This window comes from Microbacterium aurugineum (genome assembly GCF_023101205.1).
Lineage (GTDB): Bacteria > Actinomycetota > Actinomycetes > Actinomycetales > Microbacteriaceae > Microbacterium > Microbacterium aurugineum.
Window position 1 is genome coordinate 2129519 of record NZ_CP078078.1, and the last position, 26841, is coordinate 2156359.

23 protein-coding genes are annotated in these 26841 nt (G+C 68.0%); 7 read left to right on the forward strand and 16 right to left on the reverse strand.

Annotated elements, in window-relative coordinates:
• Positions 1-2: 2 nt before the first annotated feature.
• Positions 3-995 (reverse strand): stage II sporulation protein M, encoded by a 993-nt coding sequence (locus tag KV397_RS10355; protein ID WP_047523006.1) that lies wholly within the window; start codon positions 993-995, stop codon positions 3-5.
• A 16-nt stretch (positions 996-1011) separates the two neighbouring features.
• On the opposite strand from KV397_RS10355, the gene KV397_RS10360 reads away from it, so the two are divergent.
• On the forward strand, positions 1012-1821 hold the full coding sequence (locus KV397_RS10360; RefSeq protein ID WP_153243880.1) for an RDD family protein: 810 nt from the start codon (positions 1012-1014) through the stop codon (positions 1819-1821).
• A gap of 51 nt (positions 1822-1872) precedes the next feature.
• Here KV397_RS10360 and ahcY read toward each other — a convergent pair whose 3' ends face one another.
• The 5 genes from ahcY to KV397_RS10385 form a co-directional block, all read right to left on the reverse strand.
• Positions 1873-3318 carry an adenosylhomocysteinase gene (ahcY, locus tag KV397_RS10365; RefSeq protein WP_261811225.1) on the reverse strand — a complete coding sequence of 482 codons (1446 nt, stop codon included), beginning with the start codon at positions 3316-3318 and terminating at the stop codon, positions 1873-1875.
• A 43-nt stretch (positions 3319-3361) separates the two neighbouring features.
• Positions 3362-4576 (reverse strand): ABC transporter permease, encoded by a 1215-nt coding sequence (locus KV397_RS10370; RefSeq protein ID WP_248569569.1) that lies wholly within the window; start codon positions 4574-4576, stop codon positions 3362-3364.
• Positions 4573-5337 (reverse strand): ABC transporter ATP-binding protein, encoded by a 765-nt coding sequence (locus KV397_RS10375; protein ID WP_261811226.1) that lies wholly within the window; start codon positions 5335-5337, stop codon positions 4573-4575. Before KV397_RS10375 ends, KV397_RS10370 begins: the two co-directional genes overlap by 4 nt.
• Positions 5334-6260 carry an efflux RND transporter periplasmic adaptor subunit gene (locus KV397_RS10380; RefSeq protein ID WP_153243877.1) on the reverse strand — a complete coding sequence of 309 codons (927 nt, stop codon included), beginning with the start codon at positions 6258-6260 and terminating at the stop codon, positions 5334-5336. The genes KV397_RS10375 and KV397_RS10380 overlap by 4 nt, the downstream gene beginning before the upstream one ends.
• Before the next feature lie 108 nt (positions 6261-6368).
• A complete protein-coding gene (locus tag KV397_RS10385) occupies positions 6369-6575 on the reverse strand; it encodes a DUF3499 family protein (protein ID WP_047523011.1) in 207 nt (68 codons plus the stop codon).
• Between the two features lie 78 nt (positions 6576-6653).
• Between KV397_RS10385 and KV397_RS10390 the strand changes: the two genes are divergently transcribed.
• Positions 6654-7082 carry a hypothetical protein gene (locus tag KV397_RS10390; protein ID WP_227991546.1) on the forward strand — a complete coding sequence of 143 codons (429 nt, stop codon included), beginning with the start codon at positions 6654-6656 and terminating at the stop codon, positions 7080-7082.
• A 17-nt stretch (positions 7083-7099) separates the two neighbouring features.
• Here KV397_RS10390 and KV397_RS10395 read toward each other — a convergent pair whose 3' ends face one another.
• From KV397_RS10395 to manA, 4 genes are all read right to left on the reverse strand, one after another.
• On the reverse strand, positions 7100-8482 hold the full coding sequence (locus tag KV397_RS10395; RefSeq protein ID WP_261811227.1) for a DUF5719 family protein: 1383 nt from the start codon (positions 8480-8482) through the stop codon (positions 7100-7102).
• The gene (locus KV397_RS10400; RefSeq protein WP_261811228.1) at positions 8479-11523 is read right to left on the reverse strand and encodes a glycosyltransferase; all 3045 of its coding nucleotides are present in this window, start codon (positions 11521-11523) and stop codon (positions 8479-8481) included. Before KV397_RS10400 ends, KV397_RS10395 begins: the two co-directional genes overlap by 4 nt.
• 92 nt (positions 11524-11615) lie before the next feature.
• Positions 11616-11936 (reverse strand): WhiB family transcriptional regulator, encoded by a 321-nt coding sequence (locus tag KV397_RS10405; protein ID WP_081997016.1) that lies wholly within the window; start codon positions 11934-11936, stop codon positions 11616-11618.
• A gap of 155 nt (positions 11937-12091) precedes the next feature.
• A complete protein-coding gene (gene manA, locus KV397_RS10410; RefSeq protein WP_261811229.1) occupies positions 12092-13228 on the reverse strand; it encodes a mannose-6-phosphate isomerase, class I in 1137 nt (378 codons plus the stop codon).
• 67 nt (positions 13229-13295) lie between these two features.
• On the opposite strand from manA, the gene KV397_RS10415 reads away from it, so the two are divergent.
• Together KV397_RS10415 and KV397_RS10420 are read left to right on the forward strand one after the other, a co-directional pair.
• Positions 13296-14711 (forward strand): O-antigen ligase family protein, encoded by a 1416-nt coding sequence (locus KV397_RS10415; RefSeq protein ID WP_248569573.1) that lies wholly within the window; start codon positions 13296-13298, stop codon positions 14709-14711.
• The gene (locus KV397_RS10420) at positions 14708-16006 is read left to right on the forward strand and encodes an O-antigen ligase family protein (protein WP_153243873.1); all 1299 of its coding nucleotides are present in this window, start codon (positions 14708-14710) and stop codon (positions 16004-16006) included. Before KV397_RS10415 ends, KV397_RS10420 begins: the two co-directional genes overlap by 4 nt.
• 36 nt (positions 16007-16042) lie before the next feature.
• Here the strand turns inward: KV397_RS10420 and galE are convergent, their stop codons facing one another.
• Complete coding sequence (galE, locus tag KV397_RS10425) at positions 16043-17032, reverse strand: UDP-glucose 4-epimerase GalE (RefSeq protein ID WP_153243872.1); 990 nt, start codon at positions 17030-17032, stop codon at positions 16043-16045.
• A 148-nt stretch (positions 17033-17180) separates the two neighbouring features.
• Here galE and KV397_RS10430 point away from each other — a divergent pair, with 148 nt between their 5' ends.
• The 3 genes from KV397_RS10430 to KV397_RS10440 are packed head-to-tail and all read left to right on the forward strand — an operon-like array spanning position 17181 to position 20646.
• Entirely contained in the window at positions 17181-19091 is a 1911-nt protein-coding gene (locus KV397_RS10430; protein WP_261811230.1) for a glycosyltransferase, read from the forward strand.
• Entirely contained in the window at positions 19088-20050 is a 963-nt protein-coding gene (locus KV397_RS10435; RefSeq protein ID WP_153243870.1) for a glycosyltransferase, read from the forward strand. Before KV397_RS10430 ends, KV397_RS10435 begins: the two co-directional genes overlap by 4 nt.
• Positions 20051-20052: 2 nt before the next feature.
• Positions 20053-20646 carry a hypothetical protein gene (locus KV397_RS10440; RefSeq protein WP_261811231.1) on the forward strand — a complete coding sequence of 198 codons (594 nt, stop codon included), beginning with the start codon at positions 20053-20055 and terminating at the stop codon, positions 20644-20646.
• Positions 20647-20653: 7 nt separating this feature from the next.
• On the opposite strand, the gene KV397_RS10445 is transcribed toward KV397_RS10440, so the two are convergent.
• The 5 genes from KV397_RS10445 to KV397_RS10465 are packed head-to-tail and all read right to left on the reverse strand — an operon-like array spanning position 20654 to position 26760.
• Entirely contained in the window at positions 20654-21388 is a 735-nt protein-coding gene (locus tag KV397_RS10445) for an ABC transporter ATP-binding protein (protein WP_131491967.1), read from the reverse strand.
• Positions 21388-22179 carry an ABC transporter permease gene (locus KV397_RS10450; protein ID WP_261811232.1) on the reverse strand — a complete coding sequence of 264 codons (792 nt, stop codon included), beginning with the start codon at positions 22177-22179 and terminating at the stop codon, positions 21388-21390. Before KV397_RS10450 ends, KV397_RS10445 begins: the two co-directional genes overlap by 1 nt.
• A 10-nt stretch (positions 22180-22189) precedes the next feature.
• On the reverse strand, positions 22190-23326 hold the full coding sequence (gene glf / locus KV397_RS10455) for a UDP-galactopyranose mutase (protein ID WP_261811233.1): 1137 nt from the start codon (positions 23324-23326) through the stop codon (positions 22190-22192).
• Positions 23327-23359: 33 nt separating this feature from the next.
• The gene (locus KV397_RS10460) at positions 23360-25507 is read right to left on the reverse strand and encodes an acyltransferase family protein (RefSeq protein WP_315972141.1); all 2148 of its coding nucleotides are present in this window, start codon (positions 25505-25507) and stop codon (positions 23360-23362) included.
• Positions 25456-26760, reverse strand: coding sequence for a nucleotide sugar dehydrogenase (locus KV397_RS10465; RefSeq protein ID WP_261811234.1), 1305 nt, complete (start codon positions 26758-26760; stop codon positions 25456-25458). The genes KV397_RS10460 and KV397_RS10465 overlap by 52 nt, the downstream gene beginning before the upstream one ends.
• Between the last annotated feature and the right edge of the window lie 81 nt (positions 26761-26841).

Sequence of the window (26841 nt, forward strand, 5' to 3'; positions counted from 1 at the left end):
GATCAGCCGGAGATCAGCCGCGGAGTCCCCGCCTCGTACTCGACGAGGTCGCCGGTCTCCCCCGCCCGGTGCGCACGCCCGCCGATGACGAGCATGTAGATCAGGAACACCGCGAGCGCGGCCGCACCGATCCCGATCTTCACCGGCCACGGGAGACCCCAGCCGGTCACGAAGCCCTCGACGAGCCCCGACAGGAACAGCGCGAAGATGAGTCCGATCGCGACCGTGGCGAGTGCCCTCCCCTCCTCGGCGAGAGCCTCCCCGCGGGTGCGGTGCCCGGGAGCGACCCAGGCCCAGAAGATGTGCAGCCCCGCGGCGCCGGCGACGAAGATGCAGGTCATCTCGAGCATGCCGTGCGGGAGGATGTAGAGCACCATCAGATCGGCCTTGTCGTGCGCCGCCATGATCGCGCCGGCAGTGCCGATCCCCATCGCGTTCTGCACGAGCATGTAGACGGGCCAGATCCCGGTGACGCCGAACAGCACACACTGCATCGCGATCCAGGCGTTGTTCGTCCACACCATGCCCATGAACGTGGCCGCGGCGTTCTCGGTGTAGTAGCCCGTGAAGCTCTCGTCCGCGTACTGCTCGAGGGCGTCGGGCGGACCGAGGGTCGCGATCAGCGCCGGGTCGCTCGCGATCCATGCGGCTGTGCCGACCGCGACCGCGATGAAGGCGACCGCGATCACCAGAGTGGTCCATCGCAGACGATAGAGAGCGGCAGGAAGCTGCAGTCGGAAGAACCGTGCCGTCTGGGTGAGGATGCTGTCGGACGCGCCGGTGAGGCGGAGCCGGGCTCTCACGAGGATCGTGGACAGGTACGCACCCTGCGGCGAGTCGCCGACCGAGGTCTTCAGTTCGGCGAGGTCGGCCGACGCGGCGCGGTAGCGGACGATGAGCTCATCCACTCCGGCGCCGTCGAGTCGGGCGCGGCTGAGCTCGTCGAGCCGTTCCCACTCGGCACGGCGTGCATCGGTCAACGCGTCGGCATCCACCTGATTTACTGTACTCATGTCCACCCCGATCGACGTCTCCGACGAGGTGCTCTCCGGCGAAGCCGTCGCCATCGATGTGCAGCCGGTCGGCTTCCTGCTGCGCGCGCTCGGTGCCGCCATCGACATGCTCCTCGGATACGCCGTGTTCGCGCTGTGGCTCTTCCTGCGCATCTGGCTGCTGAACGCCGGCGTGCTCGACGATGCCACCGACCGCATCGCGACGGTCGCGGCGATCGTGGTCAGCTTCGTGGTGCTGCCGATCACCATGGAGGTCGCGCTCAAGGGCCGCAGTCTGGGCAAGCTCGCGATCGGCGGACGCATCGTCCGCGTGGACGGAGGCGCCGCCGGATTCCGCCATGCCTTCATCCGCGCGCTCATCGGCGTTCTGGAGATCTACATCACGTTCGGCGGCATCGCCGTGCTCACGGGCGCCTTCACGGCGCGGTCCCAGCGGCTGGGCGACCTCGTCGCGGGGACCTACAGCCAGCGCGTCCGCACTCCGGCCCTCATCTCGCACGCCCCCGTGCTGCCCCCGGCGCTGGCCGGGTGGGCGCAGATCGCCGACGTCGCGCGAATGCCCGACCGGCTGGCTCGGCGCATCTCGCAGTTCCTGGTGAGCGCTCCGCGGATGATCCCCGCCGCGCGGGCCCGCGTCGCGCAGGAGCTGCTGGCGGAAGCGACACCGTTCGTGTCGCCGGTGCCGCCCGTGTCACCCGAGCACGTTCTCGTCGGCATCACCGTGCTGCGCCGCGAACGGGAGCGCCGAGCGCTGGAGAACGCCGACCGCCGCGCCGAACGGCTCACCGGACGTCACGTCGGCGTCTGAGTCCCGCCGGAGGACGAGCTCCGAAGCGCACGAGCGCCGACGCGGACGCGGTCAGTAGCGGTAGTGCTCGAGCTTGTACGGCCCCTCGACCGGCACGCCGATGTATGCGGCCTGCGCGGCGCTGAGCGTGGTCAGCTGCACCCCCAACGCGTCGAGATGGAGGCGGGCCACCTTCTCGTCCAGGGACTTGGGAAGCACGTACACGCCGATCGGGTACGCCTCGATGTTCGTGTAGAGCTCGAGCTGCGCCAGCACCTGGTTCGTGAAGGACGCACTCATCACGAAGGACGGGTGGCCGGTGGCATTGCCGAGGTTCATCAAGCGGCCCTCGCTGAGCACGAGCACACTGCGTCCGTGGGGCAGACGCCACTCGTGGACCTGCGGCTTGATCTCGATCTTCTCCGCGCCGTCGAGGGCTTCCAGACCCGCCATGTCGATCTCGTTGTCGAAGTGCCCGACGTTGGCGACGATCGCCAGGTGCTTCAGCGCCAGCATGTGCTCGGTCGTGACGACATCGCGGTTGCCGGTCCCGGTCACGACGATGTCGACCTCGCCCGCGACGTCGAGCAGACGCGCCACCTGGAAGCCGTCCATGGCGGCCTGGAGCGCGCAGATCGGATCGATTTCACTGACGATGACCCTGGCGCCCTGTCCACGGAGGGCTTCTGCCGCCCCCTTGCCGACGTCGCCGTACCCGCAGACGAAGGCCACCTTGCCGCCGATGAGCACGTCGGTCGCGCGGTTGAGCCCATCGGGGAGGGAGTGGCGGATTCCGTACTTGTTGTCGAACTTGCTCTTGGTCACCGAGTCGTTGACGTTGATCGCCGGGAACAGCAGGTCTTCGGAGGCGGCGAGCTCGTAGAGACGATGCACGCCCGTCGTGGTCTCTTCCGTGACCCCGATCAGCCCTGCGGCGAGCGCCGTCCAGCGATCGCTCGACTCCGCGAGGGAGCGGCGCAGGAGGTCGAGGATGATCGAGTATTCCTGTGAATCGGTCTCGGTCGGAGCAGGTACTGCTCCGGCCTTCTCGAACTCGACGCCCTTGTGCACGAGCAGAGTCGCATCGCCGCCGTCGTCGAGGATCAGGTTGGGTCCGTCGAACCCGCTCGACGACCAATCGAAGATCCGCGCCGTGCAGGCCCAGTACTCTTCGAGGGTCTCCCCCTTCCAGGCGAAGACGGGCACGCCTGCCGGGGCGTCGACGGTGCCTTCGGGACCCACGACGACGGCGGCGGCCGCCTCGTCCTGCGTGGAGAAGATGTTGCAGCTCGCCCACCGGACCTCGGCGCCGAGGGCCACGAGCGTCTCGATGAGGACCGCGGTCTGCACCGTCATGTGGAGCGAGCCCGCGATCCTGGCGCCCTTCAGCGGCTGAGCACCGCCGAACTCCTCCCGGAGTGCCATGAGTCCGGGCATCTCGTTCTCCGCGAGCCGCAGCTGGTGACGGCCGGCTTCGGCGAGGGACAGATCGGCCACACGGTACTCGAGCTCAGGCATGCGCTCATTCTTCCATCATGTCGGCCCCTCACGACCGTGTGTGTCAGAAGCGGATCGCGTCGATCACCTTCACCCGTAGAGCCACGAGCGCGGGGATGAACCCCGACACGGCGCCCACGACGACCGAGGCGATGAGTCCGACCAGCGCCGCCCTCATCGGGAACGGCGGGACGTCCTGGATCCCGTAGAACATCGTGGTCACGATCCAGTCCGATCGCAGGACGGCGACGACGATCGCGATCCCGATGACTCCGGCGACGGTCGTCGCGACGAGGCTCTCGAGGAAGACCGAGAAGAAGACCCGGCCCGAACTGGCGCCGAAGGCGCGTCGCACGCCGATCTCCCGCACGCGCTGCCGCATCGCCACGAGCTGGATGTTGATCAGGCTGAGAGCACCGAGGGCGAGGATCAGCGAGGCGATTCCTCCCGTGATCATCTCGAAGGTCGCCTGGACGTCCAGAGCGCCCGGCTGCGCCGCCCAGTCGGTGCGACTCACCGAGATCGTCTGCCCCTCGGGCAGCCCCGCGCGCAGATCCATCGCCAGCACCGGGCCGATCTGATCGGCTTGATCGACACCGACCCACACCTCGTACTGCGTCGAGACTTCCGCGGGCAGAGCGTCAACTCTGTCGCGATAGTCGTCGTACAGCAGATCGACCCGCAGCTCCTCGTCCCCGAAGCCCTGCCGGGGAACGATGCCGATCACCTGATAGGTGCCGCCTGCCGCGCCGCCGAACTCGACGGTGGGGTGCTGAGACAGCGGCACCCTCCCCAGACGGTCCCAGAGCGCCTCCGTGATCACGACCGGAGGTGCCATCGCCTCCAGGTCGGAGTCGAGGAACCAGCGCCCCTCCAGGAGCTTCTCGCGATGGATCTGTGGGAATGCCGGGTCCATGATGCGCGCGGGGACCGAGGTGATGCCCTCGGGAAGATGCACATCCAGCATGACGCCCTGCGCGATCCGCGTGGTGTGACTGAAACCGAACCGCTCGGACACCCGGGTGAAGCGATCGTCGAATTCGTCGGCGTCGATCGGCGTGCCGTCGGCCGTGCTCGCCGAGACGGCGATGGTCGCGGCGCGTCCGCCCCACCGGTCGGACTGCTCCGCCTGGAACTGGCGCTGGTACTCCGAGATCGCCACGACCGCGGTGAGTGCGCCGACCGAGACGGCGATGCCGATCAGGCTCAGCAGCACTCGCAGCTTGTGGACGCGGATCTCCGCCCAGGCGTCGGAGAGCGCGCCGAGGAACCCGGTCACGAGACGGACTCCGCCACCGCGGGTGTCCCCTCCGACGGCACGGACGCCGCGAGCGTCGAGGCCTCGAAGGCGCGGCCCAGGTCCACCGGTTCCAGGCGTCCGGCATCCAGGCGGTAGTGCCTGCGTGCGCGCGCGGCGACGTGCAGGTCGTGCGTGATGGTGACGAGCGCCGCATCGGTCTCGGTGGCGACCTCGTCGAGAAGGGACATCACGGAGGCCCCGGTATCGATGTCGAGGGCGCCCGTCGGCTCATCCGCGAGGATCAGGACGGGCTTCCGCACCAGCGCCCTGGCGATCGCGACCCGCTGCTGTTCACCCCCGGAGAGCTTGTCGGCGATCTGGTCGATGCGATGGCCGAGGCCGACACGCTCGAGCATGTCCGCGGCGATCTGTCTGCGGTTCCAGAACATCCGGCCCTTCGCATGTCCGAGAGGCATCGTCACGTTGTCGAGCGCGGTGCGCCCGGGGAGCAGATTGAACTGCTGGAAGACGAAGCCCACGTTGTCGCCCCGCAGCCGATCGAGGCGCCCCGATCGCATCCGGCGCACTTCACGCCCTTCGAAGGAGACGGAACCGGAGGTCGGCGCATCCAGCATCCCGAGGATGTTGAGCAGCGTCGACTTGCCGGACCCCGAGCGTCCGACGATCGAGACGTGGTCCCCTGCACCGACTTCCACGGTGATGCCGCGAAGGATCTCGAGCCACGAGTCGTCCGGGAGCAGAACGCTCTTCGCGACGTCGTCGAGAGCGACGAGGCTCACCAGCTCATCCCGCTGTCGCACTGTTCGACCCCCGGCGACACTTCGTAGCAGAACTCCTCGACGGGGGCGACGAAACCGGGCACGAACTCGCGGATGCTGTCGCCTTCCGCCAGTCCCTCCGTGACCTCGACGATCACCCCGTCGTTGACCCCGAGCGTCACCGTGCGCTCCTCCGGCTCGGAGCCGTCAGCCGCGTCCACCCAGACGACGCCTGATCCGGCACCGCCCTGCACCGCGGTGACCGGGACCACGAGTGCGTCGTCGACCTGGCCGAGGGCGAGGTCGAGGGTCGCGGGAAGCCCGGCGAAGACCGTCTGGTCCTTCGGGATGGCGCACCGCACGCTGGCTGTCCCCTCTGCCGAGACCTGGACGCGCACGCCGGTGCACGCGAACGGGGCCGGTCCGCCCGTGATGGTGATCGTGGCCTCGCTCGGCGCGTTCACGAGACGGTACAGCTGGACCGGGTCGACGGTCGCCAGCAGGTGGTAGCGCGCGGGCGTGAGCTTGTACGTCTCGGTACCGACGGACGTCATCTGCCCCTTCACGAGAGCGATCTCCGACACGTCGCCGGCTTCGGGGGCGAGCACGTCGATCTCCTTCCGGGGATACTCCTGACGAACGGTGAAGAGCTTCTGACCGGCGCTCACCGCCGCGCCTTCGCTCACGTGGACGGCCGTGACCGTCCCGTCGAGTTCGCTGCGCACCCCGAAAGTCTCGTCGCGAGCGATGTTGCCGGTCAGGGTCAGAGCATTGACGACCGAACCACGTTCCACGGCGATGATCGGGTCGGTGATCCCGGCATCAGGGCTGACGATGGTCTCGGCCCTGTCGGGGAAGAAGGCGATCTTGACGAGCGCGGCGGCGCACGCACCGAAGACCACGACGAGAAGCAGGGGGAAGATCCAGCGACGCCAGACGATCACGAGTGCCTTTCCGGCTGCGCCGCCCTGGCACGCCTCGGGACAGCGTATCCAGGCTCAGGCGTTCTCCCGCGGCGGCGGACACCGCGTGTCCGGCCCGAAGGGGCGCCGTCAGACGCGGAGGGCTTCGTGGCGGACGACGAGCCAGCCGGCCGGGACCGAGAGTCGATCCGCGTGCGGCGAGCAGAGGTCGTGGGCCTGAGGGTCGTTCGCGGCACCGAGCGGTCCGAGCGCCGCCATCTGGTCGCCATAGTCATAGGTGAGGGTGGCCACGGCTTCTCGCACGCAGCCGACCTTCGAGCACAGTCGTCCGTCCATCTCCGCCAGCGTACGGCTGCCGTCCGTCGACGCTCGGGATGCCGCGCCGCAGACGCGGACACCACCTAGACTTTCGTCATGCCCCGTCGTCGCACTGCCCACACCTCCGCCGCCCCTCGGCGTGGTGCCCGGCACGGACGTCACGGACGTCTGGGCCGCAGCGAGGTCGTACGGCCTCCCCTCGCGCCCCTCGACGGACGCCTGGACCGCTTCGACCTCACGGTCGGCACGGCGGTCGAGTTCCTCCGTGGAACCTGGCCGGAGCTGCAGGAGGTGCGATTCGAGATCGGGGCGATCCCGGGTTTCGACGCGACCGACGAGGTTCCGCGCTGGTACCTCGACCGTGAGAACCGACGCATCGTGCTGTTCCGTCTGCCCATCGAACGGTTGCTTCCCCCGGGTCACGACGACGCGCCGCATCGGCGGATGGCGATCGAGAGCGCCGTATTCCGGGCCGCCGCCGAGTACGTCGGTCGCGAGCCGTGGGATCTGGGCCACGAGCACTGACCTCTCCCCGCGGGAGATCAGGGGTAGACCGTGATCGCCTTCTCCACGCCGGCGCTGGCCTGCACGGGTGACACGGCGATCGCTCCCGGGGCGGTGAGGGTCAGGGCGGCGCGAATCGAGCCGTCCGTCCTCATCCGATAGGTGGCGCCGGGATCGACTTCCACGCCGAGCGACTCGCCTGCGGCGATGACCATCTCCTCGGGCAGACCCCCGTCCGACGTCTCGAGGGTGACGGTCACATCCTGATCCGACGTGTTCGCGAGCTGGACCCGGGGCGCCGGCCCCGACGGCACGGCGAACAGGACATCGCCCTCGATCTCCGGCGCCGGGGTGATCCAGGCGAAGTCGGAGTCGCGACCGAAGCCGTCCTGCTCCCGGAGCGCGGCCACGACCGGAGCGTCCGAAACGACGTCGACCGTGTACGAACCCGGTGCCAGGCCGGTGAGCGCGACCTGCGCGGGCAGGTCGGCTTCGACGGGGACCGAGAACTCATCGACCACGGCGGACGATCCCTCGGCCCGCACCCGGACCTGCACCCGAGCATCCACTCCCGGTGACAGCACTCGGAGGACGGCCATCTCGGCATCGTCCCCTGCGGACGCGAAGACTTGGACCCCGGCCAGCACGAGGTTCTCCTGCGGGCCCGCGACGGCGTCCTGCAGATCGATACCCGCCGGGTCGAGGACCTGCACGAGGGAGGACTGGAGGACGGCACGGACGGGTGCCCCCACCGCCCCGACGCGAACCACGGGCGTGGTGTTCCCCGCCGCGATCGACGTCAGCGGGACCGCGGTCTGCGTGCGAGCGGGCACGATCACGGTGCGCGCGCTCCTCGTCTCTCCATAGACCGAGAGCGTGACGGTCGACGGCACCTCGGCCGCGTTCGTCAGGATCACGATGTCTTCGGTGCCGGTCGCGGTGCTGCCGCCCACGAGCCACGAGTCCAGCTTCGGAACACCGCAGGGGGCGGCCGCGTATCCGGCGAGATCCTCTGTCGCGATGCTGACCGACTCGGCGGCGGCGATCAAGGGAGCAGTGCGTCCTTCCACAGTGCCGGTGAGCACGCGGACCTCGCCGGCATCCGGCACATCCTTCACGGCGAGCCCCTCGGACGCGGGGTCTCCCGAGGTTCCGCCGAGGGTCACGGTCGGCCGCGCGGCGGACGACATGCTGAGCGGATCGATCGCGTCGCGACCGAGCGCGCGGAGGTCCCCGTTGCAGACGAGCACGCTGTCGCCGGGAAGGGGGGTGACCTGCATCTGGGCCGCGTCGTGGCTGATGCTCGGCCAGGGCGCATGCACGGCCGCAGCGATCCCTGCCACACAGGCGACGATGACCACGCCTCCCGTGACCAGGCGCGCGCTGGTGGCGGCGACGCGGATTGCGCGTGAGCGGCTCATCGGTCTCCCTCCACGGACCTGTCGGGGCCGTCCTCATCAGCGCCTGCCGGTGGGGACGCGTCGTCCGCTGCGGCAGCCTCATCGCCGCTCGGCTCGGGGTCGGTCTCAGGTTCAGCGATCGGCATCAGCGCCTCATCGTTCAGGGCAGCGGCATCCTGCGGCTCCTCGAGAGCACCGACCGGAGCCTGCTCCTCGAGATCGTGCCGGTCCTCCGCATGCCGCGGAAGCACCAGAGGCTCATCCGGAGCGCGCCCGACGATCCGGGACTGCGCGCGCGCCGCGCGTCGCGAGGCGCGCGTGGGGATCGACAACAGCAATGCGGCGAGCACCGCCATCAGCTGGAGCGTGAGGACGAGCCTGACCGTCCCCTGCTGAGCGGCGCTGAGGGCAGGAGAGGCCACAGCCTCCGCCTCCAGCCGCCAGAGCACCCCGCGATCCGTACGGCCCGCATGCACGAGCCCGGGACGCTGATCGATCGAGGCGATGGCCATGGCACGGAGGGCACGCGCCTTGTCTCCGTCGCTGCCGGCGCCCTGAGCGACCAGCACGTAGCTGATCCCCTTCGCCGCCAGCTCACCCGGCGCATCGAACTCGCGAGCGGACAGCAGGTCCACCGCGAGGGTGGAGACGTCCGCCCCCTGCGGTTCCGTCGCCGTCGAGGTCATGGTCGTCTGCGACCCCAAGGTCTTGCTCGCACCCCGGACGACCTCGACCGCGAGTCCGCCGTCGTTCTTCGGGGTGAGGACGAGCGTCGCGACGTCGCGATCACCCGCTGCCTGGGCTGCGACGTAGGCGGGCAGAGTGGATTCGGGACCGTTCGTGAGGAGGGAGCGATCCGTGTGGAAAGCCGTGAGCGCCGGGACCGCGCAGACCGCGAGGGACAGGGCCGCGACGGTCGCTGCGACACCTCTCAGGCGAGGCGCAGTGATGGCCGTGTCCAGCGTGACGAGCGCAGCGCCGAGCACCCCGATCCAGGCCAGACTGAGGCCTGCCCCCGGCCAGATCGCCACTCCAGCGCCCTGGTCGAAGCTCACGGTGACGCCCACGGCGAAGAAGGCGGTGGCGAGGCCGGTGACCGCGACGACGAGGAGCATGATCCCCGCCCGCCACCGCGGCGCCAGGGCCGAGCACAGAGCGAGGAGCGCGGTCGGGGCACAGAGAACCCAGACCCAGGGTGTGACCGCTTCGGGCGCGAATGATGCCCACCCGGCGAGGTCCGTGGTCGGGAAGCCCATCGCGAGGGCCAACCTGCCCGCGGCGTCGGCTGAGGCCTGCGAGCCCGCCCAGATCAGACCGGGGTCGCCCAGGACACCCCACGGTGTCCCGTGCGCGAACTGCCAGAAGACGAGGGGGGCGAACAGAGCCACCGTCGGAACCGGCAGCCAGAGCAGACGCACGGCCCCCCGGAACTGCGCCGTGCCGAGCACGATGCCGAGCGCCACGATCCACAGCAGGACCAGCGCGGGCGCCAGCGAGGGCGCGCACGCGAGGACGGCCGCGAGCAGCAGCGATGCACTGCCGGCGGCTCCCCACGACCGGTGGGCGACCACGGCGGTGTGGAAGAGCCAAGGAAGGAGGAGATGTACGAGGACGGCGCTCGGACGCCCCTCAACGAGCGCCGTGAGGAACGGAGGGGTGAGCGCCCATGCGACGCCGGCGAAGATGCGCAAGCCCGACCGGTCGGTCACCCGAGTCGCGGCGAACCATCCCCCGAGGACGGCGAGCGGGAGGGCGAGGATCCACAGGAGCACCATCGCGAACGACGGACCAGCAGGCCACAGGGTACCGAGCACCGCCACGACCGCTGCGAACGGATCGGCAGGTCCGATGAGGTCGACGGCGGTGCCCCGAAGGCCCCAGGCCGCGTCGCTCCACAGCGTGGCGACGGTCTGACGGAGCGGGAGGAGTCCGCCGCCGCCGAGTGCCGGCCACGCCAGGAGGGTGGTGAACGAGGCGATGCTGACGACGAGCGCCCCGAGCACGGCCCACGCTCCCCCTCCGGAGAAGAAGCGGAGTTCGCTGACCGCGCCGCCCTCGCTGCCATGCCCGTCGTCGAGGTGCCGACGCAGATCCGAGGAGGTGATGCGCAGCGGCGCGATGCTCGCCCACGTCGACGTTCGGAAGGCGCGGATGCGCGACCTCGATCGCGCGATCGCTCCGAGGCGGATCATCGCGGTGAGCGCTGCCCCCCATTCAGGGAGCACGGCCTCGGGCCGCTTGCCGATGAGGTGGGTGAGGGAGCGCCACAGCGCGAGCGGAAGCAGGCTCAGCCAGTGCAGCGGCACCGCCGCGGCGGGAGCGTAGGCCAGGCGTCGATGCAATTGGGCGAGCCGCGTGACGTACGCCCGGCGCGACCGCCCGGACGGCAGCGCCGCAGGACCACCGGGAGCAGCCGAGATTCGTGCGCTCGGTGCGAGTACGACGCGTCCGCCGCCCAGGCGTGCCCGCACCCCGAGGTCGAGTCCCTCATCGGCGCCGGCGAGGGCGGGGTCGAGACGCAGAGCATCGCGGACTTCGCCCCGGATGAGGATGCCCCGCACATCGGACCCGAGAGCGTCATCCATGCGATCGTGCTGGCCCTGGTCGAGTTCGCCGGCCGCGAGCTCGACCGAGCGGCCGAGAGCGGTCATCGTCACCCCGAGGGAGACGATCTCGCGGTCGTTGTCGGTCGCGACGAGCTTGGGCGCGATGATCGCTGCGGAGGGCGAGCGTTCCAGCGTTCCGCGAAGACGCTCCAGTGCGCGCGGATGCGGGGCCGTGTCCTGGGCGAGCAACCAGATCGCTGAGCCTTCGAGCACCCGCGGCCGAGCGAGGTCGACCGCCTCGGCGAAGGAGGTGCTGGCGCGTGCCTCGATGATGCCCTCGACCGTCGCGGCGACCGCTTCGCTCTCCCGCATCGAAGACGAATCCCCGCAGACGACGAGCGTCACGGCGTCCGCGGGTGCGGTCTGGGATCGCACGGCGTCGAGAGTGCGGAGGAGCTGCGCGCGGGAGGCGGATCCGGGGCGCGCGACGATGATGGCGTGAACTCGGGCTGGCATGTCCTCGTCAGCCTATGCGCGGGTCAGGCGGCGCTGGAGCAGCCCGTGCGGCGCGCCCGCGAAGCCGTGCCACGCGGAGACGATGCGGACGATCAGCTGGCGCGACGCTTGAGCTTGCGGCGTTCGCGCTCCGAGAGACCGCCCCAGATGCCGAAGCGCTCATCGTTGTTGAGCGCGTACTCGAGGCACTCGCTGCGGACGTCGCACGTCGTGCAGATGCGCTTGGCGTCCCTGGTGGATCCACCCTTCTCAGGGAAGAATGCCTCCGGGTCCGTCTGCGAGCAGAGTGCGTCGCTCTGCCAGGCGAGGGCGTTGTCATCGTCGGATGCTTCGGTCCGTCGAACCCCGGGAACACCGAGGTTGATCGGATCGACGAACCAGTTCTCCGGTACGTCGGAACGGTATCCCGTCATCTCGATCTCCAACCCTGTCTCCGCCCCCCGGCGGGCCGTGCTCATGACTAATTACACCCGTGTCATTCGCTCCGGTCAAGTCGCGGATCGTAAACCCTCAAGCGGCTCTTTAAGGTTCTTGAGGGTCGATCGGCGTGTCGCGCGGTCGGGTCTGCTCAGCGCCCGGGGCTCGCGATGAAGACCTCGCCGACGCCGGAAACGGAGAGGGTGTCTTCGTCGGCACTCGCGAACGCCGCTGCACCGACCACGACGTCGATTCGCTCGCCGTCCGCAGAAGCGACGGCGACCTGCCCGTCCGTCGCGAGCACCATCGTCGGCCCGGACACGTCGAGGGCGACGGGGGTTCCGTCGAGCTCGATCCTCGTGAGCGCGAAGTCGGGCACCGGAACCGGATACGCCGTGACCCCGCCGTCACCGTGGGGGCGCAGCACCGGAACCTCACCGGGAGTGGCGTCGAGGATCGCGAGCAGTTCGGGGACATCGATGCGTTTCGGGGTGAGCCCGCCCCGCAGCACGTTGTCGCTCGCCGCCATGATCTCCACCCCGAGTCCGGACAGGTACGCATGGAGCAGACCCGCGCGCAGGAACACCGCCTCGCCGCGACGCAGGACGACGTGGTTCATGAGCAGGGCGACCACGACGCCCGGATCCCCCGGATAGTTCTCGGCGACGCTCGCGATGGCACGGAGCGTCGTCCCCCACTCCCCCGTGTCACCGTCTCCACGCACGGACGCGGCCACGACGGCCGAGATGATGTCGTCGACCGCAGCGTTCGCTCCGCCCCCGAGCAACCAGCCGATCGTGTCCCGCAGGGAATCGTCGCCGGCGCCGAGTCGGTCGCGCAGCTGGACGACGCCCTCGCTCTCGTCGAGCAGCCCCAGCAGCGCGAGCGTCTCGTCGACCGGACGAAGACCGCTCAGCGACTCGAACCGCTCGCTGAGGGCGACGATGAGCTCGGGCTTGTGGTTGTCGTCCCGGTAGTTGCGCTGCGGATCATCCGCAGCGAGTTCACTCTCGCGCTCCCAGCCCGCGCGTGCCTGCGCGATCGTCGGGTGCACCTGGATCGAGAGCGGACGCCCGGCCGCGAGGAGCTTGAGCAGGTACGGCAGGGTCCCTCCGGTGACCTGATCGAGGGTTCCCCCTCCGGCGACATCGGCCGGATCTCCGGGGTGGTCCCCGAACCACACCTCAGCCTCCGGCGCGCCTGTCGGCGTGCGCCCTTCGAGTCCGGCGAGGAGGGAGTCGGATCCCCACGCGTAGTCGCGGGGAGCATTCGTGAGGCTCAGCAGCATGGTCCCAGCGTAGGGTGCACTGCGGCGTTCAGCGACGCGCCGAGCGCGGCGCGGTAGCCTGAACGCGATGGCCCAGTACACCAAGCACCCGGTGGCAGCCCCGCCGACACCGCCGGAGCGCGAGTCGACGGGGCATCTGATGCTGCGCGGCTACGTGATCCTCGTGTTGATCGTGACGTTCGCGCACACCGCGGTGTACAACCTCGTCGGCATGGAGGGGGCCGGTGCCACTCTCGTCGCCTTCACACTCGCGACGCTGGCCATCGGCGTCCCGATGCTGGCCCGCAATCACCCGCAGCCGTTCCGCTGGCGGCGCCTGCCCTGGACGGCGATCGGCTACACGGCGTTCGCCCTCCTGTCCGTCGCCTGGTCGCAATGGCGGGGGCCGACTCTGATCACCTGGTTCCTCCTCGCCGCGGTGACCGTCAACGGCCTCTTCATCGCGCACGTGCTCACCTGGCATGAGATCGTGCGGGCCCTCTCCTCCGCGTTCAAGTGGATCCTCGGCCTCTCGCTCGCCCTCGAGCTGTGGGTCTCACTCGTCCTGCACGGTCCGCTCCTGCCGAATTTCGCGACGCTGCCGGACGGCCGGATCGACCCGCAGCTCTACTGGGTGCGCGACAACCTCTTCGACGGCGGCAGGATCCAGGGGATCGTCGGCAATGCGAACGTGCTCGCGATCATCTCGCTGTTCTCGATCATCACTTTCGGGGTGCTGTTCGTCGCCCGCGCGCGCTGGCGCACCACGCTCGCGCTCTGGATGCTCCTCGCGGCATACTTCCTGTTCCGCACGTCCTCCGTGACCGCGTTCATCTGCGCAGCCGCGACCGCGGTCGTCCTCGTGGTCGCACTCCTCATGCGTCGCGCCCGCACTCCCGGCGCACGAACGCGCATCTACGTCGTCGCCATCGGCGGGACGGCTCTGGCCGCGGCCGTGGTCTGGCTGCTTCGAGAGCCACTCCTCGGACTCGTCGGCCGCACCTCCGATCTCACCGGACGTTCCGATCTGATCTGGGCGAAAGTCCTGGAACGCGTCCGCGAGCACCCGATTCTCGGCAACGGCTTCTCCAGCCCCTGGATCCCCACCGACCCGTCGTTCGATCACTGGATCACCGATCACGGCATCACCGTCTTCCACGCGCACAACATGTGGCTCGATGTCCTGTTCCAGCTCGGCGTCGTCGGCGTCATCCTGATGGGCGTGGCGTACCTGAGCCTGTTGTGGCGCTCCTGGTTCTTCGCCGTCGATCGCCCTCGGTGGGATCTCGATTCCGCGCGCCCCTTCTCTCCGCTGACTCTGCTGCCCAGCCTGTTCACCGTGGTCCTCCTCGTCCAGGGGTTCGCCGAGTCGACGCCGATCATGCTGTGGGGCTGGATGCTCGTGGTGCTCCTGTCGTTCAAGCTGAAGTCGGTCCCGCTGGTCGGGGTCGGCGAGCGCGACCTCGTGTTCGAGCGCGGTGCCCGGCAACGGCGGGTTCCGTGACGTCGTCGCGCCCCCTGGTGCGGCTGCTCGGATCGGTCGAGCTGGCTCGCGCCTTCGCCCTCGCCACTCTGACCACGATCTTCGCCTCGTACGCGATCGAGCGGATGACGTCGAAGGTCACGCTGGCCACCATCATCACGGTGCTCTGCCTCCTGGGCGCGGCGATCCTGTGGGTCCGACGGGATGAGCTGTCCCTTCTCCGGATCGCCCCGTCGTCGCTCATCGCCTTCCTCGGCTGGGCTCTGGTGAGCTTGGTGTGGACGACGGACCGCTCGGACACGCTGTTCGGCTGGATGTCACTGTTCGGCTACGCGTTCCTCGCGATCACGATCGGCCACATCCGTGACACCCTCCAGACCGTTCGCGCGATCGGCGACACCCTGCGCGCCCTCCTCGCCGTCTCGCTGGGGATCGAGATCCTGTCCGGCATCCTCCTCGATCTCCCGTTCACCTTCCTCGCGATCCAGGGAAACCTGGCGGAAGGCGGTCCGATCCAGGGCCTGTTCGGCAGCCGCAACATGCTCGGGTTCATCGCGGTCATCGCCCTCATCACGTTCGTCATCGAGTGGCGCACGCAGTCCGTGAACCCGCCACTCGCCGTGGTCTCGATCGGCCTCGCCGGTTCCCTGGCCTTCCTCTCGGCATCGCCGACCGTGCTCGTTCTCGCCGTCGCAGTGGGCACCGTCACGCTCGCGCTGACGATCGTGCGACACACGTCACCCGCGCGGCGCAACATCGTGCAGCTCGTCCTCGGGATCCTCGTGACCCTGACGCTCGCGATCGCGTTCGCGCTGCGCCACCAGATCATCGCGCTGCTGGATGCCGGATCGGACTTCTCGATCCGCGCGTCTCTGTGGAACACGATCCTCGACTTCGTCGCCGTGAGACCGATCAACGGGTGGGGATGGTTCGGTGAGTGGGCCCGTGGCGAATACCCGTTCACCTTCATCAACTTCCAGCTGGACGACCATCACCAGAGCGCACTGAACGCGTTCTTCGATGTGCTGCTCCAGCTCGGCGCGGCCGGTCTGGTGCTGTTCCTTTTGCTGGGCGGCGTTGCGCTGATCCGCTCCTGGCTGGTGGCCAGCGTGCGACGCTCGGTCGTCTACGCCTGGACGCCGATCATGCTGGTCACGTTGGCCGTCGACTCGATGTTCGAGAGCTTCACGCTGGTCGGCGCCGGGTGGTTCATGCTGGTGCTCTGCGCGTTGCGCGCCGGACAATCGCGGTCCTGGCGCGAGAACATCGACGCTGTGCACACGGGCGCGATCCCGACGCTCCGCCCACAGGAGTGACCGCCCACAGGGGTGGCTGAGGGCGCCGCGGCGCGCTCAGCTCAGCGAGCGCAGCTTCTCGGCCCAGGCGATCGCGTCGCGCACACCATCGTCGACCGAGCGCTCTGCACGCCAGTCCAGCACCTCGGCCGCACGGTCGACGATCGCGAAGGCACCCGCCTGGTCACCGGGGCGGCGATCGGTCTCGATCACCGCGAGAGGTTCACCGGTCACGCGTTCGAACGCGGCCACGAGCTCTCGGACCGTCACACCGTCGCCGGTGCCGAGGTTGATCACCTGGTACGGCTCATCGTGGGTGGCGACATCGTCGAACTTCTGAACCGCCGCGACATGTGCCAGAGCGAGATCCCAGACGTGGATGTAGTCGCGGAGACCCGAGCCGTCGCGTGTGGCCCAGTCGGTTCCAGTGATCGTGAAGGGCTCTCCGGACGCGCTGGCCTGCATGATCTTTCCCAGCGCGTGCGAAGGAGTCGGATTCTGCAGGCCGGTGCGCAACTGCGGGTCGGCCCCGATCGGGTTGAAGTACCGCAGCGCGATCGCGCGGAAGTCGCCGGCGTTCGCTGCATCGTCGAGGATCTGCTCGACCATCGCCTTGCTCGTGGCGTACGGGCTCGCCGGCGCCAGTCGGCCGGCCTCATCCACGCCGTCGCCGCCCTCCCCGGCGTACACGGCCGCCGAGGAGCTGAACACGATGCGAGGGATGCCCGCGTCCCGCAAGCGCTGGAGAAGCACGATCGTCTTCCCGACGTTCGCCTCGTAGTACCCGAGCGGGTCGGCGACGGATTCCGGGACGACGATGCGGGCGGCGCAGTGAATGACCGCATCGATGTCGGGGTGATCGGCCAGAAGTCGGTCGACCACGGCGACGTCGGCGATGTCGCCGACGTACAGATCGCGCCCCTCACCGAAGGACCGGAGCCCGCGGGAGAGGTCGTCGAGGAGGACCACATCGAGACCCGCCTCGATGCACGCCGTCGCAATGGTCGAGCCAATGTAGCCGGCGCCGCCGGTGATCAATACCTTCATCGCGGTCAGTCTAGTCAGTGCATCTGCAGGGCCGGAGGGAGACTCTCCGCAGATGCAGAGGTCATCGACGGTAGGCTACTCACTGCTCGTCGAGTCCCGCGCTGTCCGCTGACAGCGGCCTGTGGCATCAACATCGGAGAACCTCCCAGTGGCCCACGTGCTTCAGAACGTCGTCTTCCCACTTGATCGCGACCCCGACCTCCTTCCGCTGTATGCCGATCCGGAGACGTGGTCCGTGATCGAGAACGAACCCGTCCGCGTCTCGAACCGCGCGCACCTGGGGAACATCCTGGGCAGGAATCGTGCCCGCATCGTCGCCGGACGTCGCGTGTCGATGGGGACGTACTTCAATGCCTTCCCCGCGTCTTATTGGCAGCACTGGACGAGTGTCCGCCAGGTTCAGCTCACCGTGCGCACCACCGGCCCGGCGACGATCCTGGTGTACCGCTCCAACGGATCGGGCGTGCGTCAGCGTGTCGCCACCCGCGAAGTGACCGGCGAAGCGTCGACATCCTTCGACCTCGAGCTCACGCAGTACAGCGACGGCGGGTGGATCTGGTTCGACATCGTCGCGGATGAGAAGCCGGCCGTGCTTGAAGGCGCGGAGTGGACCACCGAGCAGGACCCCGCCCGCAGGGGCAAAGCCTCTCTGGGGATCACGACCTACAACAAGCCGGACTATTGCGTCGAGACCCTCCGCGCGCTGGCCGCGTCGCCCGACGCGCTGGAGTTCATCGACCGCATCTTCCTGATCGACCAGGGCACACAGCTCGTCGCCGAACAGGACGGTTACGACGATGTCGCGGAGAGCCTCGGGGAAACACTCCAGGTGATCCGCCAGGACAACCTGGGCGGCTCCGGAGGATTCGCCCGGGCGATGCACGAGACGCTGCAGCGTCCGGAGAGCGATTTCGTGCAGCTGCTCGACGACGATATCCGTCTCGAACCGGAGTCGCTGCGCCGCTCCATCGTCTTCGGTCGGTATGCGACCACCCCGGTCCTGGTCGGCGGTCACATGTTCGACCTACTCGACCGCCCGAAGCTGCACGGATGGGCGGAGGTCGTCGACGAGGGCCCGTTCATGTGGCGAAACCTCTATCAGGAGAAGATGCCGCATGACTTCGGCGTCTCGAACCTGCGCCAATCGACTCTTCTGCACATGCGCATGGATGCCGACTACAACGGCTGGTGGATGTGCTTGATCCCCCTCGACGCGATCAGGAAAGTGGGGCTGTCGCTCCCTGCCTTCATCAAGTGGGACGACGCCGAGTTCTGCCTCCGCGCGGGTGAAGCCGGCTTCCCCACCGTGTCGATGCCCGGGGTCGCGCTCTGGCACGTCTCATGGGTGAACAAGGACGACTCGATCGACTGGCAAGCCTACTTCCATGCACGCAACCGCCTCGTCGCCGGACTTCTGCACTCCAACACCCCGCGCGGCGGACGATTGATCCGGCACAGCCGACGCGTCGACCTGAAGCACCTCATGATGATGCAGTACTACCCCGTCGCGCTCCGCGCGCAAGCGCTGCGCGATGTCCTCTCCGGCCCCGACCACATGCGGCAGAACCTGGCGACGGCGATGCCCGCGGCCCGCGTGATCGCCGCGGACTACCCGGAGACGGTCGTTCATCGGGACCCGACCACGGTCCTCCACTCTCGGCGCGGTCGCCAGGTGTACAAGAAGCTGTCGAAGAACGACTTCGACAGCCCGAAGGGTGTGCGGCTGCGCTTGTTCACACTGTCGACCCTCGTCTCCCACTGGATGCATCGGCCGGACCCGGCGAACATCGCGCAGCCCGAGGTCGAGTTCGGTAAGGAGGACGCGCACTGGTGGCGCGTCCCCGCATTCGACAGTGCCCTGGTGAGCGCGGCCGACGGTTCCGGGAAGAACATCTACACCCGCGACCGCGCGAAGTACCGGCGCATGCTTCGAGACACGATGCGACTGCACGCGGAACTCCGTCGCCGGTGGCCCGAATTGCAGCAGCAGTACCGCCAGGCGTTGCCCGATCTCGTCTCCCCCCAGTCCTGGCAGAAGATCTTCGAGGAGAAGGCATGACCGCGGCGACCGCTGCATTCGACCCGAAGGCCGCCACGATCGTCATCGTCACCTTCAACCGTTCCCACCTTCTCTCTGGCCTGCTCACGAGCATCACCGCGATGGACCCCAAGCCGGGCCACGTCGTGATCATCGACAACGCCTCGGCTGACGACACCACCGACGTGGTCGAGTCGTTCCGCGATGACATCGGGACCGAGATCGTGTACCGACGTCTGGAGACGAACACCGGCGGCTCGGGAGGCTTCAGCGAGGGCATGCGCACCGCATACGACCTCGGCTCCGAGTGGATCTGGATGATGGACGACGACGTCGAGGTCCTTCCCGAGGGGCTCGCGAGAATGGGAGCCTGGAGCAGCCGGTTCAAGAGCATCCAGGGCCGTCGATTCGACTACGACGGCAGCGAATTCTACTGGCAGTACCGCATCGCCGAGCGCATGGGCATCCCGATTCCGTTCGCTCCTTCCGCCTTCGATGAGAGCGGATACAAGGAGATGAACAGCGGTTGCTTCGAGGGCATGTTCATCCACCGCTCGCTGGTGCAGCAGATCGGTCTGCCCGATCCGCGCTTCTTCATCTACTGGGACGACCAGATGTACGGCTGGTTGGCATCGCGACTGACCACCGCGGTCATCGTCGATGAGTTCGTCCTGCGACGCACGCGGGAGATCAAGCAGTGGGACATGGGCATCCGCCACATGAACGCCTCGAGCAACGCCTACCGCTACTACATCATGCGCAACCGCGGCTTCATCAAGCAGTATTACCGGGTCCACGGCGTCTACAACCCGCTCCTCTTCGGCCTCGGCACCACGGCGACGTTCTTCAAGGAGCTCATCCGCCTCGTCTTCGTCGAGCGGACCGTTCGCGGCACGAGCAACCTCTTCCGCGGCATCCGTGACGGCGGCAAGGTCGGACGTGACCGCAGCTGGCAGCCGATGCCCCCGTTGGAGGCGTGACGATGGACGAACCGCAGCCCGAGCTCCGCTGGGCCCCGCTGCCCGCGCAGCCGAAGAAGACCGGAAAGGTCTGGCTGATCGTCGGGCTCGTCGTCGCTGCACTCGCCATCGTCGGTGCACTGTTGTTCTTCTTCCTCCCGCGCGGGGACGCGCCGGCACCGACGGATTCCGCCTCACCGTCGCCCTCGGCCACCTCAACCCCGACTGCGACTCCGACGCCGACCTCCTCACCCACCCCCGAACCGGTGCAGACGCCGCAGGTCACAGCGCCGCCGGTGGCTGATCCCTCGATCGAGGTCTTCCGCGAACGAGTCAGCGGATGGCTGGGCGACGCGCCCCGAGGGCTCGACATCATCGCCGGTGCGAGCGGCCAGGACGCACTGCCGGTCCTCGACACGCTGCAGCAGGACGCGCAACGGCTGTCGGACGCGCTCCCTCCGTCCTCGATCGAGCAGCAGTGGCGCGAAGGAGTGTCGACCTACGCCACCCGCCTCACCCAGCTGCGCAGCGCCATCACCGACGGCTCAGGCGTCGCCGCAGCCGTCGAGGCTGCCCGGTCGTCGGTTCAGCAACTGAGGAGCCTGGCCGGACTCTGAACGACCGTCACGCCGCGTAATCGGCGTTGTAGCGGTCCAGAACCTCGCCGATCGGCGCATCGAGAGCGAGCTCGCCCTTGTCGAGGTAGAGGCCCCGCGTGCAGAACCGACGAAGATCTCGTTCGTTGTGACTGACGAAGAAGAGCGTGCGTCCGTCGGCGAGCAGCTCGTCGATGCGCTTGTAGCACTTGTCGCGGAATGCCTTGTCGCCGACCGCGAGGACCTCGTCCACGAGCAGGATGGGCTCGTCGAGCTGGGATACCACGGAGAAGGCCAGACGGACCTTCATGCCGTTCGAGAGGTGCTTGTAGGGTGTCTCCTCGAACCCCGCCAACTCGGCGAACGCGATGATGTCGTCGTAACGACGCGACACCTCGTCACGGGACATCCCGTGCAGGCCCGCCGTGAGCCGGACGTTCTCGCGCACGGTGAGATCGCCCACGAAGCCTCCGGTGATCTCGATCAAGGGAGCCACGCCGCCGTTGACGCTGACCGTCCCCTCATCGGGGAGCAGCACCTTCGCGACCAGGCGAAGCAGCGTGGACTTGCCCTGACCGTTGCGTCCGACGACGCCGATCGACTCACCGGGTTGCACGGTGAAGGAGACGTTGCGCAGCGCCCAGAACTCCCCCGGACGAGACCTGCGGGAGGCACCGGCGAAGAGATCCTTGAAACTCCGGCGCCCGCGCCGGTTTCTTCGGAAGTGCACACCGAGGTTCGTGACTTCGATCGCCGCAGCCATCACAGCTCCTTCAGCACGGGTCGCTCCAGGCGTCCGAACGTCCACATCCCGAGCGCGAGAATTCCCACGCACATCACCGCGCTGATCAGGATCGGCATCGGATCCCAGAGGTCGGCGAAGAAGCCCACGCGGTAGAGGGTGAAGATCCCGGCGAGCGGGTTGAAGGCGCCGATCACGTCGAACGGCGCCGGGAGGTCCCGGAAACTGTAGATCACCGGCGAGGCGTAGAAGAGCGCCCGCAGGATGAGCGCCGTCGTCCGTTCCAGGTCGGTGTAGAGCGCGCAGAGCGGCGCGACCAGGAGCCCGAGCCCGACCAAAAGCATCGTCTGCAAGACGACCGCCACCGGGAACCACAGCAGCAGCCAGTTCACATGCGCACCGCTGAACACGGCGAAGAGCACCAGGACCGGCATCGAGAAGAGGAACTCGATGCCCTTGCTCAGCACGATGCGGTTGACCCAGATCGAGCGCGGGATCGCCGTCGAACGGACGAGCCGGGCATCCTTCTTGAACGCGCGGGTGAAGTCGGACACCGAGGTGTTGAACCATACCCACGGCAGCAGCGCGACGATGAGGAAGACGATGTAGGGGTCTTCCCCCACGTCACGGTTGAACACCTGCGTGAACACGAACCAGTAGATCGCGCTCATCACCAAGGGGTCGAGGATCGACCAGAGGTATCCGAGGGAGCTCGTGGCGTAGCGGACTTTCAGGTCGCGAGCCGAGAGCAGCCACAGCGAATGCAGATAACGCCGGGGCGTCCCGGGCGCCCCGACAGCAGCGTGACTCACGATGTCGAGTCTAGGAGAGAGTGTTGTTCCAGAGCGACAGCGCCGAGCCGATGGCCATGTGCATGTCGAGGTACTGGTATGTGCCGAGGCGCCCGCCGAAGTGCACGCCGTCCTCCCCCTTCGCGAGCTCGCGATAGGCCAGCAGCCCCTCACGGTCGCTCGGGGTGTTGACCGGGTAGTACGGCTCGTCCTCGCGCTCGGCGAACCGGGAGAACTCCCGCATGATGACGGTCTTGTCCGAGTCGTACACGTCCTTGCGCTCCGGGTGGAAGTGCTTGAACTCGTGGATGCGCGTGTAGGGCACGTCCATGTCGGGGTAGTTCATGACGCTGGTGCCCTGGAAGTCACCGACGTTCAGCACCTCCTGCTCGAAATCGAGCGTGCGCCAGCTCAGCGCCCCCTCGGCGTAGTCGAAGTAGCGGTCGACCGGGCCGGTGTAGACGACGGGAACCTGTCCGACGGTCGCCTTCTTGCTGAGCGGGTGGGTGTCGTCGAAGTAATCGACGTTCAGCTTCACCTCGATGTTCGGGTGATCCGCCATGCGCTCCAGCCACGCGGTGTAGCCGTCTGTCGGAAGCCCCTCCCACGTGTCGTTGAAGTAGCGGTTGTCGTACGTGTAGCGCACCGGCAGGCGGCTGATGATGTCGCCCGAGAGCTTCTGCGGGTCGGTCTGCCATTGCTTCGCGGTGTAGTCGCGGAAGAACGCCTCGAACAACGGGCGTCCCACGAGGGCGATGCCCTTCTCCTCGAAGTTCGAGGCCGTCTTGACGTCGAACTCCCCCGCCTGCTCCTTCACGAGCGCGCGGGCCTGGTCGGGTGTGTACGCCGACTGGAAGAACTGGTTGATGGTGCCGAGGTTGACCGGCATGGGGAAGACCGTGCCCTTGTGCGTCGTGTAGACGCGGTGCACGTAGTTCGTGAAGCTCGTGAAGCGGTTGACGTACTCCCACACCGTCGCGTTCGAGGTGTGGAACAGATGCGCTCCGTAGCGGTGGACCTCGATGCCCGTCTCGGGCTCCGCCTCGCTGTAGGCGTTTCCTCCGATGTGGTGGCGGCGGTCGATGACTGTCACCTTGCGGCCGGCTTCGGCGGCACGCTCGGCGATGGTGAGGCCGAAGAAACCCGACCCGACGACAAGAAGATCCATGTCGTCCATCGTATCGGCGTCTGGCTGGGAGCTTCAGCCAGCGACCCCCATCGCCTGGGCGAGCGGCGGCGCCAACCGACGGACGTAGTCCAGATTGAGGTGATCGGCGTCGTAGTAGACAGACACTCCACCGATCACGGCGTAGCACGCGTCCGAGTCGCAGAAGTAGGGATCTGCATCGAAGGCGCGGATCGCCGGCGACGCCGACTGTGCGGCCGCGACGAGATAGGGGTCGCTGGGCTGCGCCTCCGATCTCGGAACGGCGCAGGCGCCAGGGTTGCCGGCGTTCACCACCACGCAGTCGGGAGAGCGCACCTCTCCGTTGAACGGCACACCGCCGAGGGGGATGACGGTGATGCCCGCATCAGCCCACTCCGTCCAGGTACGCACGAGCCCGTCGGCGAACTGGACGTCCTGAGGACGACCCGACCCGTCCGCGACGAGCTGTACGCGGCCGGCGGAGGAGGTCAGCACGAAATCGGGCTTCTGCTCGACGACGGCTGCGCGCACGGCCGTCGACCAGTCCCGACACTTTTGCTGATCGGCTCCGGGTGCCGCCTTGCGAAAGCCGACGAACGGGACATCGATGACGGGGCATCCGCCCCCGAAACTCGCCGTCACCGACCAGTGGTTCTGACGCGCGAGATCGAACACCGCCCCCTGCCACTGCTGCGCGTGCGAATCGCCGACGAGCCAGACTGTGGTCGGATCCTCGGTGCCATCGCTGAAGTCGCATTCCACCGTGGCGGTCTTGTCGCCGAACGGCAGCAGGTCCCGGCGGGCGACGCACTCTGCCGGGACGTGGAAGTACGAGTTCCGCGGCCCCATGACGGTCTCCACGGCTGGAGCGAAGCGGTCTTCGCAGCTCACCGACTGCGGCATTGCCTGCGGTCCGACACATTCCTGGATGGTCACGGAGATCGGCGGCACGTCCGCTGCCGCGCGGACGTTGCCGGCCAGCATCAGGGCACCTCCGGCGACGATCACAGTCGCCATGCCTGCCAGCATGGCAAGGAAGGTACGCCGATTCGACGCGGCGACCAGGCGCCAGCGTTGCCCGGGACGCTCCACTAGCCGATACGTCAGCCAAGCCAGGACGAAGGCGACACCGAGGATGCCGACCTTCATCATTGTCGTCATCGTGCTCGCCAGTGCCGACGGGACAAGGACGATCAGCGGCCAGTGCCACAGATAGAGGGAATACGACACGTCCCCGAGCCATTGCACGGGGCGCAGGGAAGTGAGCCGCGAGTGCCACAGCCGCTGCGTGACAGTGCCCGCGGCGATTACCGCTCCCGCGCCGAGTACGGGGAGGAGCGCATACGCGCCAGGGAACGGCGTCTCCGGCCCGAACGCCACGGCCGACACGGCAATCACGACGAACCCGATGATCGCGACGACGTTGGCTGCGAGCCGTGGCAGTCGTCGGAACGTGACGAGAGACAGGAGGCCGCCGATGCCGAATTCCCACGCACGCGTGTAGGTGACGAAGTATGCCTGACTCGGCATCCCCGCGGTCGCGAACATGCTGATCGCGATGCCCAGCGTGACGACGACGCTGAGCGTGATCGCGGCCACGAGGCGCGGACGCCACGCCTTCTTCGCAGCCCACCACCAGGTGGCGAGGAGGAGAAGTGGCCAAACGAGGTAGAACTGTTCCTCGACCGACAGAGACCAATAGTGTTGCGCCACGGTTGCCTGGTCGTTGAGAGCCGAGTAGTCGACCGACATCGCGGCGAGGAACCAGTTCTCGACGTAGCCGGCACTCGCCATGATCTCGGCTCCGCCGCGCGTCCATCGCGGGTAGGGCAAGACCAGGAGGGTTCCGACCGCGCTCACGAGGAGTACGAGGAGCGCGGCCGGGAGCAGTCTCCGCACGCGCCGGGCGTAGAACGACGCGAGCGCGATACGTCCGCTCGAGGTCGCGTCGCGGACCAGATGACTCGTGATGAGGAATCCGGAGATCACGAAGAACACATCGACACCGATGTATCCACCGGTCAAGCGCGTCGGCCACAGATGATTCAAGACGACCGCGAGGATCGCGATGGCGCGTAGCGCCTGGATGTCAGGGCGGAAGCCCCTCCTGACAGACGACGGGGCTTCCGGCGTCTGGATCAGCGTCAGCGTCAGGCCTCGGTGTGCGCAGTGCCGACGACGATGCGCGGCGTACCGGCCCAGCGCGCCGCATCTGTCGCCGCTCGTCCGTCGACGAGAAGCTTGATGCCCGGCAGCTGCGCAGGCGTGAGCTCCCTGTAGTCGGCGTGATCGGTCTGCAGGATCGCGAGATCGACTTCTCCGCCGATCGTGTACGGCTCGAAGCCAAGGCCTCGCAACTCCTCGTCGGTGTACAGCGGGTCATGCACGACGACCTCGGCACCGCGATCCTCAAGGGCCTTCACCGTCGGGAAGACGCCGGAGAACGCCGTCTCCTTGACGCCGCCGCGATAGGCCGCGCCGAGCACGACCGCGCGCTGCCCGCTCAGGTCGCCCAGGATGCCTTCTGCCTGCGCGACGAGCCGCTCCGGCATGGAGGCGTTCAGCTGACGCGCCACACGGACGATGTCGGCATCGGGGTCCGTCGACAGGTACAGACGCGGGTAGACGGGGATGCAGTGGCCGCCGACGGCGATGCCGGGTCGGTGGATGTGGCTGTAGGGCTGCGAGTTGCAGGCTTCGATGACCTTGTAGACATCGATCCCGTGCGAGGCGGCGAAGAGCCCGAACTGATTCGCGAGGCCGATGTTCACGTCGCGGTAGGTCGTCTCGGCGAGCTTGGCCATTTCGGAGGCCTCTGTCGTGCCGAGGTCCCAGACCCCGTTCGGACGAGGAAGGTCGGGGCGCTCATCGAACTGCAGCACCGCCTCGTAGAACTCGCGTGCGCGGCGGTTGCCCTCGTCGGAGAGCGCGCCGATGAGCTTCGGGTACTTGCGGAGGTCTGCGAACACCCGACCGGTGAGCACCCGCTCGGGTGAGTATGCCAGGAAGAAGTCCTCACCCTCGACAAGTCCGGAGCCCTCCTCGAGCATCGGCTTCCAGCGGGTGCGGGTGGTCCCCACGGGGAGCGTCGTCTCGTAGGAGACGAGGGTCCCAGGGGTCAGGTGCTCGGAGAGCGAGCGGGTCGCGGCGTCCATGTACTTGAAGTCCGGTTCCCAGGTCTCATCGTTCACGAAAACGGGAGCGACGAGCACCACGGCATCCGCACCGGGGATCGCATCACCGTAGTCGGTGGTCGCCCGCAACCGTCCGGAGGAGACCAACTCGGAGAGCCGCTCCTGGAGTTCGGCCTCGCCGGGGAAAGGCTCCTGCGCTGCGTTGATCGTGTCGACGGCCTTCTGGTTCACGTCGACGCCGATCACCTCGTGACCGGAAGAGGCGAACTGGACGGCGAGGGGAAGCCCGATCTTTCCGAGGGCGACGACGGCGATACGCATGGTCTTCATTCTATGGTGCGAGGACCACGTGAACGCCATCCACGCTCCCGGCGTCAGCACGTCCGGTCAATGCTCAGGCGA